This is a genomic window from Streptomyces sp. ICN903 (genome assembly GCF_022015835.1).
Lineage (GTDB): Bacteria > Actinomycetota > Actinomycetes > Streptomycetales > Streptomycetaceae > Streptomyces > Streptomyces fenghuangensis.
In genome coordinates this window covers 1-17,000 of sequence record NZ_JAKMAY010000110.1, presented here as the reverse complement: position 1 = coordinate 17,000, position 17,000 = coordinate 1, and the positions used below count along the sequence as shown (strand labels likewise).

Genomic DNA, 17,000 nt, shown 5'->3' with positions numbered 1-17,000 from the left:
CCCCGCCGAACCCGCCGACCGCCCCGATCAGCGCCATGGACGCGCCCGACAGCCGCCGGGCGCGGACGGCGGCCGCCTCCCCCGCCAGGCCCGCCTCACGGGCCCTGGCCCGGAAGATCCCCGGGATCATCTTGAACGCCGAGCCGTTGCCCAGTCCGGTGAGGACGAACAGGACGACGAAGCCCGTGATGAACAGCGGCAGCGACTCCCGCACCGACGCGGCCACGACGATGCCGGCCGCGCCCGTCATGGCCCCGAAGTTCCACAGGGTGACCCGCGCGCCGCCCAGCCGGTCGGCGAGCCGGCCGCCGACGGGGCGGACCAGCGAGCCCAGCAGCGGGCCGATGAAGGTGAGCGAGGCGGCCTGCAGGGGGGTGCGGCCGAACTGGCTCTGGAGCACCAGGCCGAAGGCGAAGCTGTAGCCGATGAAGGAGCCGAAGGTGCCGATGTAGAGGAAGGACATGATCCAGGTGTGGCGGTCGCGTGCCGCCTCCCTGGCCGCGCCCGTGTCGTTCCGCACGGACGCGAGGTTGTCCATGTGCCGTGCGCTGAGGACGGTGGCGACGACGATCAGCGGCAGATAGGCGGCGAGCAGCAGCCGGGGCCGTGCGGCCCCGGCGACGGCGATGGTCAGCAGGCCGGCGAGCTGGACGACGGCGACGCCGATGTTGCCGCCGCCCGCGTTCATCCCCAGGGCCCAGCCCTTCAGGCGCAGCGGGTAGAAGCTGTTGATGTTGGTCATGGAGGAGGCGAAGTTGGCGCCGCCGACCCCGGTGAGGACCGCCACCAGCATGAAGGTGGTGTACGAGGTGCCCGGTTCCATGACCACCAGCAGGGCGGTGGTGGGCGCCAGCAGCATCGCGGCGCTGACCACCGTCCAGTTGCGGCCGCCGAAGCGGGCGACCGCGAAGCCGTAGGGCACCCGCAGCGCGGCGCCGACCAGTGAGGCGACGGCGACCAGGAAGAACTTCCCCGCCGGGTCGATGCCGTACTCGGGGCCCATGAACAGGGCGAGGACCGAGAACATGCTCCACACGGAGAAGCCGATGTGTTCGGAGACCACCGACAGCACGAGGTTGCGGCGGGCGACCCGGCGGCCCGTCCTCTCCCAGAAGCCCTCGTCCTCCGGATCCCAGTGCTCGATCCAGCGCCCCCTCCCGGACGCCCCGGACGCATCGGGTGCCCCGGACGCATCGGGTGCTTCGGGCGCTCCAGGTACTTCGGGTGCGGTCGTCGGAGCGGTCATGGCGCCTCCACAGCCTCGGGTGTCGGCTCCCGACGCTATGGACGGCGCGTTTCACCCCGGTGCCGCCAGGTGACCTCCGCGCAACCTTGCTCTCACCCGGAGATCAGGGCCTGTGTGAGCCCTCGCCGACCGCCCCGCGCGCGCCCGGGACCGCCCCCGCGCCCGTACCGCCGCCCGCCGGTCGCCCGTCCTCCCGGCTCTCACCCTCCCGACCCGCGTCCTCCCGGCGGTACGGACCGTAGGGCCACAGCCGGGGCCGGCGCCGGGCGGCGAGGTCCTCGGCCCAGCCGAAGGCCGCCACGAGCACGGCGAGCAGCGGCCACACGAGCAGGAACATCAGCACCGGGTAGGAGTTCTCCAGCAGTCCGGAGAGGGTGGAGGAGCGCCATACGGCCGGGATCCTCCACAGCAGGTCGATCAGGGGCACGGTGGCGATCAGCGCGATCTCGTGCCACAGGTAGACCGACACCGCACGGTTGTTGGCCAGCGTGATCGTGCCGTCGAAGCGCCGGAGCCGTTCGGGCAGCCGCTGCCATGCGGGGCTGACCTGGAACAGCAGGAGGCAGTACCCGAAGGACCACAGGGCCTGGCCCAGGGGGATGTCGCCCAGGTCCCAGCCGTCCGGACCCGGGTGACGGGCGCTCCACCACAGGCCCAGGCCCATGAAGACCGGGCCGATCGAGGGCGCGAAGTACCTGGGGATGCGGTAGAGCACCCCGTCGTGGTGGGCGAAGCCGAGCACCCAGCAGGCGCCGTAGACCGCGAAGTCCCGCACCGCCTCGCCCGTGGCGCCGGGGATCTCCACCAGGCCCGTGCCGACGACGGCGGTCAGGCCGAGCGGGGCGAGCAGGGTGGCCCACGGCAGTGCGCGGAACGCCTTCAGCAGCAGCGGGGAGAGCAGCACGAACCAGAAGTAGGCGCGCAGGTACCACAGGGGGCCGGCGGCCTGCTGGGCCCAGCCCGCGTCCAGCATCCCGCCGTCCTCGCCGATGCGCATCGGGAAGGGCGGGGTCCCCACGGGCACCACCCAGAAGGCCAGCTTCAGCCACCACAGGGCGGCTTCCTCCCCTCTGGCCGGCCGCCATTCCTGTGCGAACAGCACACCGAGGACCACCAGGCCGTACAGCCACAGCGGCAGCAGCAGGCGCCGGATCCTGCCTCGCAGCACCCCGAGGGCGGGGCCGGGGCGTGCCAGGGAGCGGGCCATCAGCGCGCCGGCCAGCGCGAACATCACGCCCATCGACGGGAAGAGGAACGTCAGCCAGCCCCAGGCGAAGGTGTGGTAGAGCACCACGCGCAGCAGCGCGAGGGTGCGCAGCAGGTCGAGGTAGCGGTCGCGCCCGGTCCCCGGCGCACGGTCCCCCGTGCCCGTGCCCGGGGGCTGCGCCGGGGAGGGGGTCGCCGTCTCGGTCATACGGTGGTGCTCCCTTGCATGTGACGGGGTTTCGCGATGCCCGCGGGGGCGGAGTCGACGGCGCCGGTGCGGCGCAGTTTCTGCCAGCGCAGCCGGCCGCCGGTGAGCGCGGTGGCCCAGGAGCGCAGCAGCACCAGGTACATCAGCTGCCGGTGGAGGATCTGCTGCAGCGGCAGCGAGACCAGATGGGTCAGGGGTTCGCGGTCCAGCCGGAAGGCGTACGCGGCGCACGCCGCCTGGACGGCCAGGACGCCCAGCCAGACCGCCGCCGTCCGCTGCGCCGGCCCGAAGAGCAGGCCGTAGAGGAGGAACACGTCGATCAGCGGGGCGAGCAGCGGCATCAGGACGGTGAACAGCGAGATGAGCAGCAGTCCGACACGGCCGAAGCGTCCCGAGGGGCCGCGCTCCAGCACCGCCCGGCGGTGCTTCCACATCGCCTGCATGGTGCCGTAGCTCCAGCGGTAGCGCTGGGACCACAGCTGCCGGACGGTTTCGGGCGCCTCGGTCCAGGCCCGGGCGTTCTCCGCGTAGACCACCCGCCAGCCGTCGCGGTGGACGGCCATGGTGAGGTCGGTGTCCTCCGCGAGGGTGTCGTCGCTGACGCCGCCGACGCGCTCCAGCGCCTCGCGGCGGAAGGCGCCCACCGCCCCGGGCACCGTGGGCATGCAGCGCAGCACGTCGTACATCCGCCGCTCCAGGCTGAAGCCCATCACGTACTCGATGTGCTGCCAGGCCCCGATGAGGGTGTCGCGGTTGCCGACCTTGGCGTTGCCGGCGACGGCCCCGACCGCCGGGTCGGCGAAGGGCCGCACCAGTTCGCGGATGGTGGAGGGCTCGAAGACGGTGTCGCCGTCCACCATCACGATGATGTCGTGGGAGGCGTGGGCGATGCCGTTGTTGAGGGCGGCGGGCTTGCCCGCGTTGGCCTGCCTCACCACCCGTACATCCGGCAGCCGCAGGCCCTCGACGATGTCGGCCGTCGCGTCGCGGGAGCCGTCGTCGACGACGACGACCTCGACCCGGTGGTCCCCGGCGACCAGGGAGCGCACGGTGTGGGCGATGCACTCGGCCTCGTTGTACGCCGGGACCACCACGCTGACGGGCCGGGTGACCGGCTCCGGGGCCAGGGCGGCTCTCCGGCGCGCGGCGCGGCCGTGTGCCCCGGCCATGAGCAGCATCAGCCCGAGGCGGGCGAAGACCAGGAGGCCGACCACCGTCAGCGCCGCGATGAACAGGGACGTCGCCCGCTCCGCGACGCCGACGGCGAGGACGAAGAACCTGCCCTTCCACAGTTCGGGGCCGCTGACGGGGGTGTGGGCGCTGGGGGCCCTCAGCGCCTCGGTGAGGTTGGTGAACGCGTAGCCGCGTGCTTTCAGCTCCGGCAGCAGCCGGTCCAGGGCGGCCACGGTCTGCGAGCGGTCGCCGCCGGCGTCGTGCATCAGCACCACGGCGCCGGCGCCCGCCTCCTCCGGAACGGCCCGGCGGACGATCTCGTCCACTCCCGGGCGCGCCCAGTCCTTGGTGTCGGTGTCGTTGAGGACGGTGATGTAGCCGCGGCTGCCGACGTACCGCACGACCGGCCAGGACTCGTTGTCCAGGGCGTGCGCGTGCGAGGAGTACGGCGGCCGGAACAGGTAGGTCCGCACTCCGGCCGCGCCGGCCAGGGCGAGCTGGTTCTGCGCCAGTTCCCAGTCGATGCGGGACTTCGACTGGTAGGACAGGTCGGGGTGGTTGAAGGTGTGCAGGCCGATCTCGTGGCCCTCCGCCACCATCCGCCTGACCAGTCCGGGGTGGCGGGCGGCCATGGCGCCGGTCACGAAGAAGACGGCGCGCGCGTCGTGCTCGGCCAGTTTGTCCAGCACCTTCGGCGTCCACACCGGGTCCGGGCCGTCGTCGAAGGTCAGCACGATCATGTGGTCGGGCACCCGGTGGCCGACCGGGCGCGGGCCGCCGGTGTCCACGACGGGGCCGCCCTCGCGAACCTCCCAGGGCACCCGGTCGGAGGGGACCTCGGGCCGTACCCGGTGGTCCGCGAGGAACTCGCTGTGCACGTAGCCGCGCAGTAGCAGCACGGTGAGGGCGGTCAGCAGCAGTGGCAGGACCAGCAGCCTGCGCAGCCTTCTGCGCCGGCGTCGGCGCAGAAGGCTGCGCCGGTGTCCCTCCGGGGTCATGGAGAGGTCTCCCCCGCGGGGGGCGGGGCGGTCGTCGCGGTGTCGCCTCCGGTTCCCACCGACCAGTCGATGGCGGCTCCCCCGCTCCCGGTCCAGCGCATGCCCGGGCCCTCGTGGCCGCCCCAGTGCCTCCGTGCGCCGAAGTCCTGTGTGTCGGCCAGGAGGGCGGGGGGCCCGGACTCCGCGGTGGCGCCGCCGGGCGCGGGCCTGTCGGCGACCGCGGGGTTGCCGGAGGCCGCGGGGTTGTCTGAGGCCGCGGGGCTGCCTCCCGTCAGGGCGACGGCCAGTACGGCCACGCAGCCTCCGCACAGGGTTCCGAACGACCAGCCGAGGATCCGCAGCACGCGCCCGCGTCTGCCGGTCGCGTCCACGAAGACCGGTCTTCCGCGGTGGCCGCCGGCCCCCGGATCGGCACACGCCATTCAGGAACACCTCCTCTGGTCCACGCGTGCCGGGCACCGCATACGAAAGGGCCGGCGCATGACGCCGGCCGCGCTCCGTTCTTCCCCGGCACCCCTCGCCATGAAAATATCCCATAAACGGACAAATGCTGATCAAAGGCCGGGGCGGAGTCCGGGTTCTGGGCGGCGCGGGCGGCGCCGCCCCGCGCCCGCGCCGCCCGGCGGCGCTCAACAGGGCTCCGTGTGATGGAAGTTCGGGAGCGGCCTGCCGCACCCGGCCGTGCCGGGCCGCCGCCGCCCCGGCACGGTTTCACCCGCTCACAGGAGACCCCGACGGCGCTCTGGTACTCCGGTGGGACGACCCTCCGCCCCGGACCGGTCCGGGGCACGGCCCGACCCGGGGCACGGCCGGGGATCAGCGCACGGACGGCGCGGCCACCCCCAGCACACGCGCGTCCGGCTCCGGCAGCCAGGAGCCGTGGGGCCGCTCCCGCCAGCGCCCCGCCTCCGCCAGCCGCCGCGCCGCCGCCCGGAGCGCGTCCGCTCCCGGGTGGCGCAGGCCGCGCCGCCAGACCATCGAGACCGGGGAGAGCGGCACGGGATCCACCAGCGGACGCAGCACCATGCCCGGCACCGTGGCGAAGACCTCGCTGGCCAGCACCGACCAGCCGCGCCTGCGGACGACCCGGCCGAACTCCGCCTCCCCCTCGATCTTGGGGAAGGGAGCGGCGAGCTCTATCCCGCGGCCCGCGAAGAGGCGGCGGGCGTAGTCGGTCCACTCCGCGGTCTCGGGGTTGCCGGCCCCCGCGTACAGGACCTCCCCGGCCAGCGCGTCCAGCGGCACCCTGGGCAGCCGGGCCAGCCGGTGCCCCTCCGGCAGCAGCACGGCCACCTTCTCGTAGCGGATCAGACGGTGGTCGAGCCCGCCCAGCGCGGCCGGGTCCAGCCCGGCGACCCGGCCGAAGGAGACGTCCAGCCGTCCGCCGGAGATCTCCGCGGCGGCTTTGATCAGACCGCTGTGGTAGCGGGCGACGAACTCCAGGTCGGGCGCCAGCCGCCGGGCCTCGTCCAGCACCCGCTGCCCGGTGGAGGCCGGGGCGCCGACGTCGACGATCAGGGGGCGCTCCTCGCGTACGGCCGCGGCGTTCAGCTCGTCGTGCGCCGCCAGCACGCGCTGGGCGTACGGCAGCAGCCGCTCCCCCTCCGGGGTCAGGGACACCCGCCGGGTCGTACGGACGAACAGCACGGTGCCGAGCTGCTCCTCCAGCCGCCTTATGTCGCGGCTCAGGGACTGCTGGGCGACGAACACCCGGGCGGCGGCACGGGTGAAGTTCAGCTCGTCGGCGACGGCGACGAAGGCGCGCAGCAGCCGGGGGTCGGTGTCTCGGGGCACGCCCCATGGTGACAACACAGACGCGTCAATGACCAGCCACAAAGTGTTGGACACCTCACAGACGCCCGGCCCAGGGTGTGTACATGCCGAACTCGCCCACCGGACCCGCCCCCGTCCCGCCGCCCGCGGCGGGGCTCGGCGAACCGGCCGCCGCTCTGCGCGGCAGGCCCGCCGAGCACGGGGACCGCCCCGCGCGCACACGCTGGTTCACGCCCTACAAAAGGCTGTTCACGCCTCCCGGGACACGGGCGTTCGCCCTCGCCGGCTTCCTCGCCCGGCTGCCGATGGGAATGCTGAGCATCAGCGCGGTCATCATGATCGCCACCACCCGCGGCTCGTACGCCCTGGCCGGAGCCGTCACCGCCACCGGGCTGGTCGCCACCGCCTTCCTGGCACCGCTGGTCGCACGGCTGGTGGACCGCCACGGGCAGGCCCGGATCGCCGTCCCCGCGGTGTGCCTGTCCGCGGCCGGCTCGCTGACGCTGCTGCTGTGCGTGCGGTACGACGCCCCCGACTGGACGCTGTTCGCCGCCTACGCGGCCGGCTCCACCGCCCCCAACACCGGCGGCATGGCCCGGGCCCGCTGGGCGCACCTGTACCGAGGCGCCTCGCCGGAGGCCGAGGCCGCGCGGCACACCGCCAACTCCTTCGAACAGGCCCTGGACGAGCTGTGCTTCATGCTCGGCCCGGTGCTGGCCACCTTCCTGTGCGTCTCGCTCTTCCCCGAGGCCGGCACCCTGACCGCCACCGTCCTGCTGCTGGGCGGCACGCTGCTGTTCGCCGCCCAGCGCCGCACCGAGCCGCCCGTCGCACCGCACGACGGCGCCGCCCGTGCGACCGCGCTGCTGCGCACCCCGGGCCTGCCGCGGCTGCTGGCCGTCTTCCTCGCCACCGGGGCCGTCTTCGGCGCCCTGGAGGTGGTGACCGTTGCGTACGCCGACGGGCTGGGCCACAAGGGCGCGGCGGGCGCCGTACTCGCCCTCCAGGCACTGGGCTCGGGCGCGGCCGGACTCGCCTTCGGCGCCCTGCGCCCGGCGGGACCGCCTGGGCGGCGCTTCGCGGTCTGCGTGGGTTCGATGGCCGCCCTGATGACACTGCCGCTGCTCGCCTCGACCACCGGCAGCCTGCTGGTACTGGCCCCCGCGCTGCTGATCGCCGGAATGGCGACGGCCCCCGCGATGGTCACCGGCATGACCCTGGTCCAGCGGCTGACCCCGCCCGGCCGGCTGAACGAGGGCATGACCCTGGCCGTCACCGCCCTGCTGGGCGGCGTGGCCGCCGGTTCGGCGGTGGGCGGCTGGGCGGCGGAGCACCTGGGCGGTTCGTGGGGGTACGCGGTACTCCCGGCGGCGGCCGCCGTCGCGGCCGTCGTGGCTCTGACCGCGAGGAACGCGACGGCCGCGACCACCACGGCGGCCACGGCGGCCGGGAAGCACTGAGCCGCGGCCCGTCCGTCCGGCCGCTCGGCCCGGCCCGGGACATGCCGAAGGCCCCGCCGTCCGAGGACGGCGGGGCCTTCGGCCCACATGGGGTGAGTGGAGATGGCGGGAATCGAACCCGCGTCCAACGGTGCAGAACCAGGGCTTCTCCGAGCGCAGTCCGCTGTGATTTTCTCGGCCCCGGCGGTCACGCGGACAAGCCGCCGACAGGCCCAGTCACTGTTTGATGTCCCGCCAACCCCCGTGACCGGGGTTAACGGTGGAGTTCCCTAGCTGATGCCAGGATCCAGGGCGGGAACGCCCCTGGGCTGACACTTCGCGAGTCGCTGATCAGGCAGCGAGGGCGAAGGAATCGCGCTTGGTGTTGGCGATTATTTTTTTGCGGCACATGGTTAACGAGATCATTGCCGCGTTCCTCGGCTCGCTTCCCCTGCTTCAACAGCCGCTGTCGAAACCGATCATCCCCATGTTCATTTGACAAGCTCGCCCGGCCCGAACCGGACGGCGCTGGTGCCATTGTACGGGTCAACGCGTGAGGCTGCCAGCGTATTCCCGGCGGGGAGCCGCCGACCGGACCGCGCGGTCCACGTACGTCCCGTACACGTGGTCCAACAGCGCCCCGGCCGGGGTTGTTCCCCGATGGCCCCCGGACGGCCCGGCCGCCCCGGCCCGGGCGGCGGCCGTCAGGCCCGCCGGCGCCGGCGGGCCGCCGAGACCGCGCGCTCGGCCTCGCGGCGGTCCTGCTTCTCCCGCAGCGCGTGCCGCTTGTCGTACTCCTTCTTGCCGCGCGCCAGCGCGATCTCGACCTTGGCGCGGCCGTCCTTGAAGTACAGCTGGAGCGGGACCAGCGTCAGGCCCGACTCCTGGAGCTTGCCGATCAGCTTGTCGATCTCGGCGCGGTGCATCAGCAGCTTCCGCCTGCGCCGCGCGCTGTGGTTGGTCCACGTCCCCTGGCTGTACTCGGGGATGTGCACGTTGTGCAGCCACGCCTCACCGCCGTCGAGCTGGGCGAAGCCGTCCACCAGAGACGCCCGCCCCTGCCGCAGCGACTTCACCTCGGTGCCGGTCAGCACCAGCCCGCACTCGTAGGTGTCGAGGATGAGGTAGTCGTGCCGCGCCTTCTTGTTCTGCGCGATGAGTTTGCGCCCCGTCTCTTTAGCCATAGCACCGCCATTGTTCCACTACGACCGGGCGGCGAGGCCACTCAATACCGTGCGGGCCTCCTCCTGCGCGTCCTGCCCCGGCCGCACCTCCAGGTCCGGCAGCAGACCCTCCTCCTCGAAGGTCCGCCCGCCGGGGGTGGTGTAGTGGCCGACGGTCAGCTCGGCGACCGAGCCGTCCGGCTGCTCCCTCGGCTCCTGCACCGAGCCCTTGCCGAAGGTGCGGGTGCCGACGACGACCGCCCGGCCGCGGTCCTGGAGGGCGCCCGCCAGGAGTTCGGCGGCGCTCATCGTGCCGCCGTCGACCAGCACCACCAGGGGGGAGGCGGTGTTTCCGCCGGGCTCGGCGTACAGCGCGCGCTCGGTGTCGCCGTCCCCGTAGGTGGCCACCAGACCGCCGTCGAGGAAGACGGAGGCGGCCTCGGCGGCCTCGGCGACCAGACCGCCGGAGTTGCCGCGCAGGTCGAGCAGGATCCCCCCGCCCGGGGGGAGGTCCTCCACCGCGCGCCGCAACTGCTCCCCCGTTCCCCTGGTGAACGAGTCGATCCTGACGCGGGCGGCGCCGGCGGCCGGATCCCCCGGATCCTCCGGCGCGCCGGAGGAGGCCGCGCCCAAAGTGGTGACGGTGACGGTCTCGACGCTGAGCCGGGCCCGTTCCAGCCCCTCCTCCCAGCGCAGGCTCCCACGGCCCAGACCGAGGACGACACGGCTGCCGGGCGGGGCCCCCTCCCCCGGCACGCCGCCGCGCAGCAGGGCCACCACATCGGTGACGGGGCGGCCCTCGGCGCTGGTGCCGTCGACGGTGACAAGCCGGTCCCCGGCGCGTACGCCCGCCTTCGCGGCGGGGCTGCCGGGCTGGACGCGGGCGATCTCGATCCGGTCGGCGCCCGTACGGCGCACGGAGACGCCCACGCCGACGTACCGGCCGTCCAGGGACTGCCTCAGGCCCTCGTACTCACGGGCGGTGTACGCGGCGGCCCAGCGGTCCCCGCTGCGGCTGACCAGTTCCTCGGCGTCGTGCGCGGCGTCGTGCGCGGTGTCGTCGCGCGGCGGGGTCCCCCCTTCCGCCCCCTCGCCGACCGGTCTCGGGCTCACGGACGGTGCGTCACCCTCGGTGACTTCTCCCCATGATTCGGTGACGGCCCCGGCCCCCAGTACGGCCACGAAGACCAGGGTCAGCCCCGTCCCCCGGAGGATGCGCCGGGGACGGCGCCCGCCTTCCAGGGCCGGGACCCCGGCCCGGGCGGAACCGTGGGGGACGAACTTCGACGTACCCGACATGCTGCGGAGTCTAGGACACGGGCGGGCGTCGCACGGGAGGTCGCACGAACGGCCGCGGCGTCCTTCGTCACACAACGAGCGCGCCCGGGGGCGTTTGAACGGCCCCCGGGCGCTCCCGGAACGCGGTCACGTCACACCTTCAGATACTTACGCAGCGTGATGAAGGCGGCCAGTGCCGGCATCAGCACACCGACCACGAACACCAGCGGGAGCACCTTGAGCAGCGCCTCCCAGCCGATGAAGTCGATCAGCGGCATCTGCTCGGCCAGCGACAGGCCGGCGTCGATGAGGAAGTAGCGGCCGACCACCAGCAGCACCGTGGCGCCGACCGCGCCCAGCAGCCCGGCGAACGCGGCTTCCGCGATGAACGGCATCTGGATGTAGAAACTGGACGCGCCCACCAGTCTCATGATCCCCGTCTCCCTGCGCCTGCTGAACGCCGCCACCCGCACGGTGTTGACGATCAGCAGCAGGGCGACGACCAGCATCAGCCCCATCAGCCCGAGCGCCGCGAAGTTCATGCCCTCCAGCATCCGGAAGAGGTTCTCCAGCAGGTTCCGCTGGTCCTGGACCTCCTGGACGCCGTCGCGGCCGGAGAAGGCGGTGCTGATGACCTCGAACTTGGTCGGGTCCTTCAGCTTGACCCGATAGGACTCCTGCATCTGGTCCGGGGTCAGCGAGTCGGCCAGCGGGGAGTCCTTGAACTGCTCCCGGTAGTGCTTGTACGCCTGCTCGGCGGACTCGTGGTAGACCGTCTCGACTATGTCGAGCTTGTCGAGATCCGCCTTGATCTGGCGCTTCTGCTGCGCGGTGACCGCTCCCTTGGCGCAGTTGGGGTCGGAGTCGGCGTCGTTCTCGTTGCAGAGGTAGATCGACACCTGGACCTTGTCGTACCAGAACCCCTTCATGCTGTTCACCTGTTCACGGGCGAGCAGCGCACCGCCGAGCAGGGCCAGCGACAGGGCGACGGAGACGATCACCGCGAAGGTCATCGTGAGGTTGCGGCGGAGACCGACGCCGATCTCCGACAGTACGAACTGGGCGCGCATGGCGTCCTTTCAGTGCTGGTAGCCGTAGACACCGCGCGACTGGTCGCGCACGAGACGGCCCTTTTCTAGTTCGATCACGCGCTTGCGCATCTGGTCGACGATCTGCTGGTCGTGGGTGGCCATGACCACGGTCGCCCCGGTGCGGTTGATCCGGTCCAGCAGCTTCATGATGCCGACCGAGGTCTGCGGGTCGAGGTTGCCGGTGGGCTCGTCGGCGATCAGCAGCTTCGGCTTGTTGACGAACGCGCGGGCGATGGCCACCCGCTGCTGCTCACCGCCGGAGAGCTCGCCGGGCATCCGGTCCTCCTTGCCCGCCAGACCGACCAGATCGAGCACCTGGGGAACGGACTTGCGGATGTCGCCGCGCGACCGGCCGATCACCTCCAGGGCGAAGGCGACGTTCTCTCCCACCGTCTTGTTGGGGAGCAGCCGGAAGTCCTGGAAGACCGTGCCGACCTGGCGTCGCATGTGCGGCACCTTCCAGTTGGACAGGCGGGCGAGGTCCTTGCCGAGGACGTGCACCTGCCCGTGGCTGGCGCGCTCCTCCCGCAGGATCAGCCGCAGGAAGGTGGACTTGCCGGAGCCGGAGGAGCCCACCAGGAAGACGAACTCGCCGCGTTCGACCTCCAGCGACACGTCGCGGAGGGCGGGGCGGTTCTGCTTGGGGTAGAACTTCGAGACGTTGTCGAATCGGATCACGGATTTACACCACGTCGACCTGGGTAGGGGCAGCGGAAACCGCGGAGTGGATCCCCGTCGGTGTGGTGACCCTACGCGAATCCGCGCGAGGGCCGCAGTCCGCGTCCGCGGTTGGGGGTTTTGTCCGGCCGCGCATCAGGCACAAACCAGGCATTGGCCACGACTTTCTGCGCTCCGGCCCCGGTGCTGGCACAGTGGAGGCAGAGCTTCCGGCCCGCGGAGGCGGAAGCGGGAACAGAGGGCCGCCCGGTGGCGTTGGTGTTGCATAAGGAGGACATCGCATGACCTGCGACCGACTGGTGTGCGCCAACTGCGCAGGGCCGGTGAGCGAGGGCCGTTGCCCGGTGTGCCGCGCGCACCGTGAGCGGCTGCACCGGGAGAACGGGCCGTTCTCCCTGGGCTCTCTTTCCCCGGCCGCGCTGGCGGCACTGCTGCTGACCCTGATCGCCGTGGCCCTGCTGGCCCGCCAGGCCGCCGTGTAGGGCCGTACCGCGGCGCCGTGCGCGGCGCTACGCCACCGCACGACGTACGAGACCTGTGGGGCCCGTGAGACGTACGAGGGGCCCGGGACGCCGGCTGCGTCCCGGGCCCCTCGTGTGCGCTGTTCCCGTATGCCGTCACACGCCGTCACGCGTGTGCGGCGCCGCGCCGTTCGCTCAGGCGACGGTGTTGCGGTTCACCATGCGCGGCATCAGGCGGAAGCCGATGCCGCCGGCGATCATCGTGGCCGCGCCGACCAGCAGGAAGGTCGTCTCGGCGGCGCCGGTCTCGGCCAGCTCCTCCTTCGGCTTCTCCTGGCTGATCGGCCTGGTGCCGACGGAGTCGGTGTCGGGGCCGCAGTCCACGGTGGACTCGTCGAGGATGCAGGTGTTCGGGTTCCCGCCCTCGCCGCCGGTGCCACCGGTGGTGGCGGTGTCCGGGCCACCGGTGGAACCGCCGGTGCCGCCGGTCGAGCCGCCGTTGCCGCTCGTGGAGCCGTTGCTGGTGGAGCCCTCGGAGGTGGACCCCTCGCTCGTGGCGCCCTCGCTGGTCGCCCCCTCGGAGGTGGCGCCCTCGGAGGTGGCGCCCTCCGAGGTCGAACCCTCGCTGGTGGAGCCCTCGGAGGTGCCGCCCTCGCTCGTGGCGCCCTCGCTGGTCGTCCCCTCGCTGGTCGCCCCCTCGGAGGTGGCGCCCTCCGAGGTCGAGCCCTCGGTCAGGCCCTCGACGACTCCCTGGATGACTCCCTCGTCATCTCCACCGCCGTTGGCGCCGTCGGTGTCACCGCCACCGTTCCCGCCGCCCTCGGTCTGGCCTTCGGTCTGACCCTCGGTCTGGCCTTCGGTCTGACCCTGGGTCTGGCCTCCGTCGGCGTCACCGGTGACGGCCGAGGCCGTGCCGACGGCCGTCAGCGACACACCCGCGAGGAACACCGCACCGGCGGCGACCCGCGCGACGCGCACTCGCGTCCTGGAATTTGTCATATGCCAACTACCCCCAGTAGTGGTCTTCGTCGATGGGGCAGCCGTGCGGAGCTTCCTGCGTGCCGGGGTCCGTCGTGCCGAGCCGGCGACCGATCAGCGGTCGGGCTCTGTCCACCCCCGTACCTACGCGCCCCGAACACGCGCGTGCCGGCCAGAATGCTTTCCCAGCCCCGACACCGCCGTCAAGCCGGGCCAACCCGAAATGTCCACGCTGGGCGGTTAGTTGGGACTCCGGCGGGCCGGGTTGTGACAGAACCGACACACAGGAGGGGGATCTTCCGGGAAGAGCCCGCCCGGGCGGGCCCGCCGCGGGTCAGCCGGCGTTCTGCTGCTCCTGCTGCTTGCGCCAGCGGATGCCCGCCTCCAGGAAGCCGTCGATGTCGCCGTCGAGGACGGACTGGGGGTTGCCGACCTCGTACTCGGTGCGCAGGTCCTTGACCATCTGGTACGGCTGCAGGACGTACGAACGCATCTGGTTGCCCCAGGAGTTGCCGCCGTCGCCCTTGAGGGCGTCCATCTTGGCCTGCTCCTCCGCCCGGCGGTGCGCCAGAAGGCGTGCCTGGAGGACGCGCATGGCGGCGGCGCGGTTCTGGATCTGGGACTTCTCGTTCTGGCAGGAGACGACGATGCCGGTGGGGATGTGCGTCATCCGGACCGCGGAGTCGGTGGTGTTGACCGACTGGCCGCCGGGGCCGGAGGAACGGAAGACGTCGACGCGGATCTCGTTCTCGGGGATCTCGATGTGGTCGGTCTGCTCGACCACCGGCATCACCTCGACGCCCGCGAAGGACGTCTGGCGGCGGCCCTGGTTGTCGTAGGGCGAGATGCGCACCATGCGGTGGGTGCCCTGCTCGACGGAGAGGGTGCCGTAGGCGTAGGGGGCCTTGACGGAGAAGGTGGCGGACTTGATGCCCGCCTCCTCGGCGTACGAGGTGTCCAGGACCTCGGTCGGGTAGCCCTTGCGCTCGGCCCAGCGCAGGTACATGCGCATGAGCTGCTCGGCGAAGTCGGCGGCGTCCACGCCCCCGGCCTCCGCGCGGACGCTGACCATGGCCTCGCGGGGGTCGTACTCGCCGGACAGGAGGGTGCGGACCTCCAGCTCGTCCACGGCCTTCTGGACGGCCTGGAGCTCGCTCTCGGCCTCGGCGCGCGTGTCCGCGTCGTCCTCGGCCTCGGCCAGCTCGAACAGGACCCCCAGGTCGTCGATCCGGCCGTGCAGCTCCTCCACCTTGCGGACCTGCGCCTGGAGCAGGGACAGCTTGCTGGTCACCCGCTGGGCGTTCTCGGTGTCGTTCCACAGGGCCGGGTCCGCCGCCTGCTCTTCGAGCACGGCGATCTCGGCCCTCAGCTTCTCGAGGTCCAGGACGGCCTCGATCGACTCCATGGTCGAGGTGAGGGACTTCAGTGCTTCGGATACGTCGACGACTGCCACGCCCTCCAGACTAACGGTTGCCGGGACCTTTGCCGCCGCCCCGTCGGACGGGGGCCGTCCGCCCGGGGCTTGCCGGGGGGCCGCTCCCCGCGGGTCGCTCCTCAGGGCTCCCGCAGACGGTCCTCCTCGCTGTGCGAGGGGACCGCGGGGCCGCCGCCCTCCTCGCCGCCCCCGGACAGGACCAGCCAGCCGCCGATGCCGAGCGCGGCGGCGACGGCCGTGGCCGTGACGCCCTGCCTGACCCTGCGGCGGCGCTCGGCCGCCCGGTGGCGGGCGGAGCCGGCTCGCGGGCTGCCCGGGGCACGGGGGGCGCGGGCGGTGCCGTGGGCGCCGCCCGCCAGCTCGTCCGCGCCGGGGACGCGCATGCTGGTGTGGGTGTCGCGGGTGGAGTCGGGCGCGGGCCCGCCGTGGACGAGCGGTACGGCTCCGCGGGCGGGCGCGCCGTACGGGTCGGCGTCCGCACCGGACCCGTACCCCCCGTCGTCGTACGCGGGGCCGCCGTGGTGGCCGTACGCTCCCTGCCGCTCGCCGCCGTGGGCGCCGGTCTCCGGCTCGGGCTCGTCGATGTCGAGCGGCGGCAGGCCCGCCAGGGCCGGCAGGACCTCCCGCAGCCGCGCGGCCATCTCGGGGGCGCGCAGCCGGGAGGCCGGGGCCTTGGCCAGGCACTGGTTGATCAGCTGCCACAGCTCGTCGGGGATGCCGGGCAGCGGGGCGACGCGCTCGGTGACGTGGCGGCGCAGCACGGCCCCGGGATGGCCTCCGCCGAAGGGGGTGAAACCGGCCAGCAGCTCGTACAGCACCGTGGCCAGGGCGTAGACGTCGACGGAGGCGCGCGGCGGCAGGCCCTCGACGATCTCGGGGGCGACGTAGTCGGGGGTGCCGACGACCTTGCTGCCGCCGCCCCGGCTGGGCGCGTCGATCAGCTTGGCGATGCCGAAGTCGGTGAGCAGCGCGGGCGGGGCGCCGCCGGGCCCGGCCGGGCCGTGGACGTCGAGCAGGATGTTCTCGGGCTTGACGTCGCGGTGGACGATCCCGGCCGCGTGGGCGGCGGCCAGCGCGTCGGCGACGTCGGCGGCCACGGCGACGGCCACCTCCGGGGCCAGGCGGCGCTCGCGCTCCAGCCGGGTGCGCAGGTCGGTGCCGCGCACGAGGTCCATGACGAGGGCGAGGTCGTTGCCGTCGACCACCAGGTCGCGCACCTTGACCACGCGCGGGTGGTCGAGGGCCAGCAGCGCGGTGCGCTCCTGCACGAAGCGGCCCACCAGCTCCTGGTCCGAGGCCAGGTCCTCGCGCAGCAGCTTGACGGCGACGGGGCTGCCCTTCGGCCCCACGCCCAGCCACACCGTGCCGGCGCTGCCCCGGCCCAGGATCCGATGGGCGGTGTACCGACTGCCGATCTTCCGTGACATGGCGACAAAACTACGCTTCCGCGGGGCCGCCGTGCCCCCCGGATGGCGGCAACCACCACCTCCGGGACGGAAATCCGCCCCGAAAGTCGACAAAGCAACCGGGCCGCCGCCTCCGCGGGACTCCGTCTCCCGTCGTCAGTTGTTCACGGGGAGTTCCGTGGGAACGTCGGAGGGGAGTTCGGTGGGCAGCTCCTCGGCCGCGTTGCCGAACTCCGTCATCCACGTCCAGGCCTCGCCCACCCAGTCCTTGGTGTCCTCCCAGAACTGCCGGCCCTGGTCCCACCACTCGGGCAGCGGGGTGAAGTTCCAGACCAGCACGCAGACCAGCACGAGGATCAGCACCATGAACAGGCAGCCCTTGAGGCAGCCGAGCCCGGGGATGCGCATGGGGTTCGAGCCGCGCTGCCGCGGCGGGCGGGGCTCGAACCCCATGCGCATCCCCGGGC

14 protein-coding genes, 1 other RNA gene and 1 pseudogene are annotated in these 17,000 nt (G+C 72.8%); 2 read left to right on the top strand and 14 right to left on the bottom strand.

The genetic code is table 11. The annotated features are described in order from the left end of the window. The 5 genes from L7D48_RS13790 to L7D48_RS13770 all read right to left on the bottom strand — a co-directional run. On the bottom strand, positions 1-1,246 hold a 1,246-nt coding region (locus L7D48_RS13790), incomplete at its 3' end, for a nitrate/nitrite transporter (protein ID WP_237879723.1). A gap of 103 nt (positions 1,247-1,349) precedes the next feature. Next, the gene (locus L7D48_RS13785; RefSeq protein ID WP_237879722.1) at positions 1,350-2,660 is read right to left on the bottom strand and encodes an acyltransferase family protein; all 1,311 of its coding nucleotides are present in this window, start codon (positions 2,658-2,660) and stop codon (positions 1,350-1,352) included. Continuing rightward, complete coding sequence (locus L7D48_RS13780; RefSeq protein WP_237879721.1) at positions 2,657-4,831, bottom strand: glycosyltransferase; 2,175 nt, start codon at positions 4,829-4,831, stop codon at positions 2,657-2,659. Before L7D48_RS13780 ends, L7D48_RS13785 begins: the two co-directional genes overlap by 4 nt. Continuing rightward, complete coding sequence (locus tag L7D48_RS13775) at positions 4,828-5,253, bottom strand: hypothetical protein (protein WP_237879720.1); 426 nt, start codon at positions 5,251-5,253, stop codon at positions 4,828-4,830. The genes L7D48_RS13780 and L7D48_RS13775 overlap by 4 nt, the downstream gene beginning before the upstream one ends. A 394-nt stretch (positions 5,254-5,647) precedes the next feature. Further along, a complete protein-coding gene (locus tag L7D48_RS13770) occupies positions 5,648-6,625 on the bottom strand; it encodes a LysR family transcriptional regulator (RefSeq protein ID WP_237879719.1) in 978 nt (325 codons plus the stop codon). Between the two features lie 83 nt (positions 6,626-6,708). Here L7D48_RS13770 and L7D48_RS13765 point away from each other — a divergent pair, with 83 nt between their 5' ends. Beyond that, complete coding sequence (locus tag L7D48_RS13765; RefSeq protein ID WP_237879718.1) at positions 6,709-8,064, top strand: MFS transporter; 1,356 nt, start codon at positions 6,709-6,711, stop codon at positions 8,062-8,064. A gap of 94 nt (positions 8,065-8,158) precedes the next feature. Here L7D48_RS13765 and ssrA read toward each other — a convergent pair. From ssrA to ftsE, 5 genes are all read right to left on the bottom strand, one after another. Next, positions 8,159-8,530: a transfer-messenger RNA gene (ssrA, locus tag L7D48_RS13760) on the bottom strand. A 217-nt stretch (positions 8,531-8,747) separates the two neighbouring features. After that, positions 8,748-9,227 (bottom strand): SsrA-binding protein SmpB, encoded by a 480-nt coding sequence (gene smpB / locus L7D48_RS13755; protein WP_237879717.1) that lies wholly within the window; start codon positions 9,225-9,227, stop codon positions 8,748-8,750. 18 nt (positions 9,228-9,245) lie between these two features. Continuing rightward, positions 9,246-10,505 carry a S41 family peptidase gene (locus tag L7D48_RS13750; protein WP_237879716.1) on the bottom strand — a complete coding sequence of 420 codons (1,260 nt, stop codon included), beginning with the start codon at positions 10,503-10,505 and terminating at the stop codon, positions 9,246-9,248. A 131-nt stretch (positions 10,506-10,636) separates the two neighbouring features. Continuing rightward, on the bottom strand, positions 10,637-11,554 hold the full coding sequence (gene ftsX, locus L7D48_RS13745; RefSeq protein ID WP_237879715.1) for a permease-like cell division protein FtsX: 918 nt from the start codon (positions 11,552-11,554) through the stop codon (positions 10,637-10,639). 9 nt (positions 11,555-11,563) lie between these two features. Further along, positions 11,564-12,253 carry a cell division ATP-binding protein FtsE gene (gene ftsE / locus L7D48_RS13740; protein WP_093849794.1) on the bottom strand — a complete coding sequence of 230 codons (690 nt, stop codon included), beginning with the start codon at positions 12,251-12,253 and terminating at the stop codon, positions 11,564-11,566. A 281-nt stretch (positions 12,254-12,534) separates the two neighbouring features. On the opposite strand from ftsE, the gene L7D48_RS13735 reads away from it, so the two are divergent. After that, the gene (locus tag L7D48_RS13735) at positions 12,535-12,735 is read left to right on the top strand and encodes a hypothetical protein (protein ID WP_206348324.1); all 201 of its coding nucleotides are present in this window, start codon (positions 12,535-12,537) and stop codon (positions 12,733-12,735) included. A 174-nt stretch (positions 12,736-12,909) separates the two neighbouring features. Here L7D48_RS13735 and L7D48_RS13730 read toward each other — a convergent pair whose 3' ends face one another. The 4 genes and pseudogenes from L7D48_RS13730 to L7D48_RS13715 form a co-directional block, all read right to left on the bottom strand. After that, positions 12,910-13,713, bottom strand: a complete 804-nt coding sequence (locus tag L7D48_RS13730) for a hypothetical protein (RefSeq protein ID WP_237879714.1) — start codon at positions 13,711-13,713, stop codon at positions 12,910-12,912. Between the two features lie 313 nt (positions 13,714-14,026). Beyond that, entirely contained in the window at positions 14,027-15,145 is a 1,119-nt protein-coding gene (gene prfB / locus L7D48_RS13725) for a peptide chain release factor 2 (RefSeq protein ID WP_237879713.1), read from the bottom strand. Between the two features lie 101 nt (positions 15,146-15,246). Beyond that, positions 15,247-16,554: a serine/threonine-protein kinase gene (locus L7D48_RS13720; RefSeq protein WP_237879712.1), complete on the bottom strand. Its 1,308-nt coding sequence runs from the start codon at positions 16,552-16,554 to the stop codon at positions 15,247-15,249. A gap of 135 nt (positions 16,555-16,689) precedes the next feature. Beyond that, positions 16,690-17,000: pseudogene (locus L7D48_RS13715) on the bottom strand (hypothetical protein); the annotation flags it as partial.

What these genes read in the sequence shown, in the direction of transcription:
- L7D48_RS13785 (WP_237879722.1), bottom strand. Translation starts at nt 2,660, where the DNA reads ATGACCGAGACGGCGACCCCCTCCCCGGCGCAGCCCCCGGGCACGGGC.
- L7D48_RS13780 (WP_237879721.1), bottom strand. Translation starts at nt 4,831, where the DNA reads ATGACCCCGGAGGGACACCGGCGCAGCCTTCTGCGCCGACGCCGGCGC.
- L7D48_RS13775 (WP_237879720.1), bottom strand. Translation starts at nt 5,253, where the DNA reads ATGGCGTGTGCCGATCCGGGGGCCGGCGGCCACCGCGGAAGACCGGTC.
- L7D48_RS13765 (WP_237879718.1), top strand. Translation starts at nt 6,709, where the DNA reads ATGCCGAACTCGCCCACCGGACCCGCCCCCGTCCCGCCGCCCGCGGCG.
- smpB (WP_237879717.1), bottom strand. Translation starts at nt 9,227, where the DNA reads ATGGCTAAAGAGACGGGGCGCAAACTCATCGCGCAGAACAAGAAGGCG.
- L7D48_RS13750 (WP_237879716.1), bottom strand. Translation starts at nt 10,505, where the DNA reads ATGTCGGGTACGTCGAAGTTCGTCCCCCACGGTTCCGCCCGGGCCGGG.
- ftsX (WP_237879715.1), bottom strand. Translation starts at nt 11,554, where the DNA reads ATGCGCGCCCAGTTCGTACTGTCGGAGATCGGCGTCGGTCTCCGCCGC.
- L7D48_RS13735 (WP_206348324.1), top strand. Translation starts at nt 12,535, where the DNA reads ATGACCTGCGACCGACTGGTGTGCGCCAACTGCGCAGGGCCGGTGAGC.
- L7D48_RS13730 (WP_237879714.1), bottom strand. Translation starts at nt 13,713, where the DNA reads ATGACAAATTCCAGGACGCGAGTGCGCGTCGCGCGGGTCGCCGCCGGT.
- L7D48_RS13720 (WP_237879712.1), bottom strand. Translation starts at nt 16,554, where the DNA reads ATGTCACGGAAGATCGGCAGTCGGTACACCGCCCATCGGATCCTGGGC.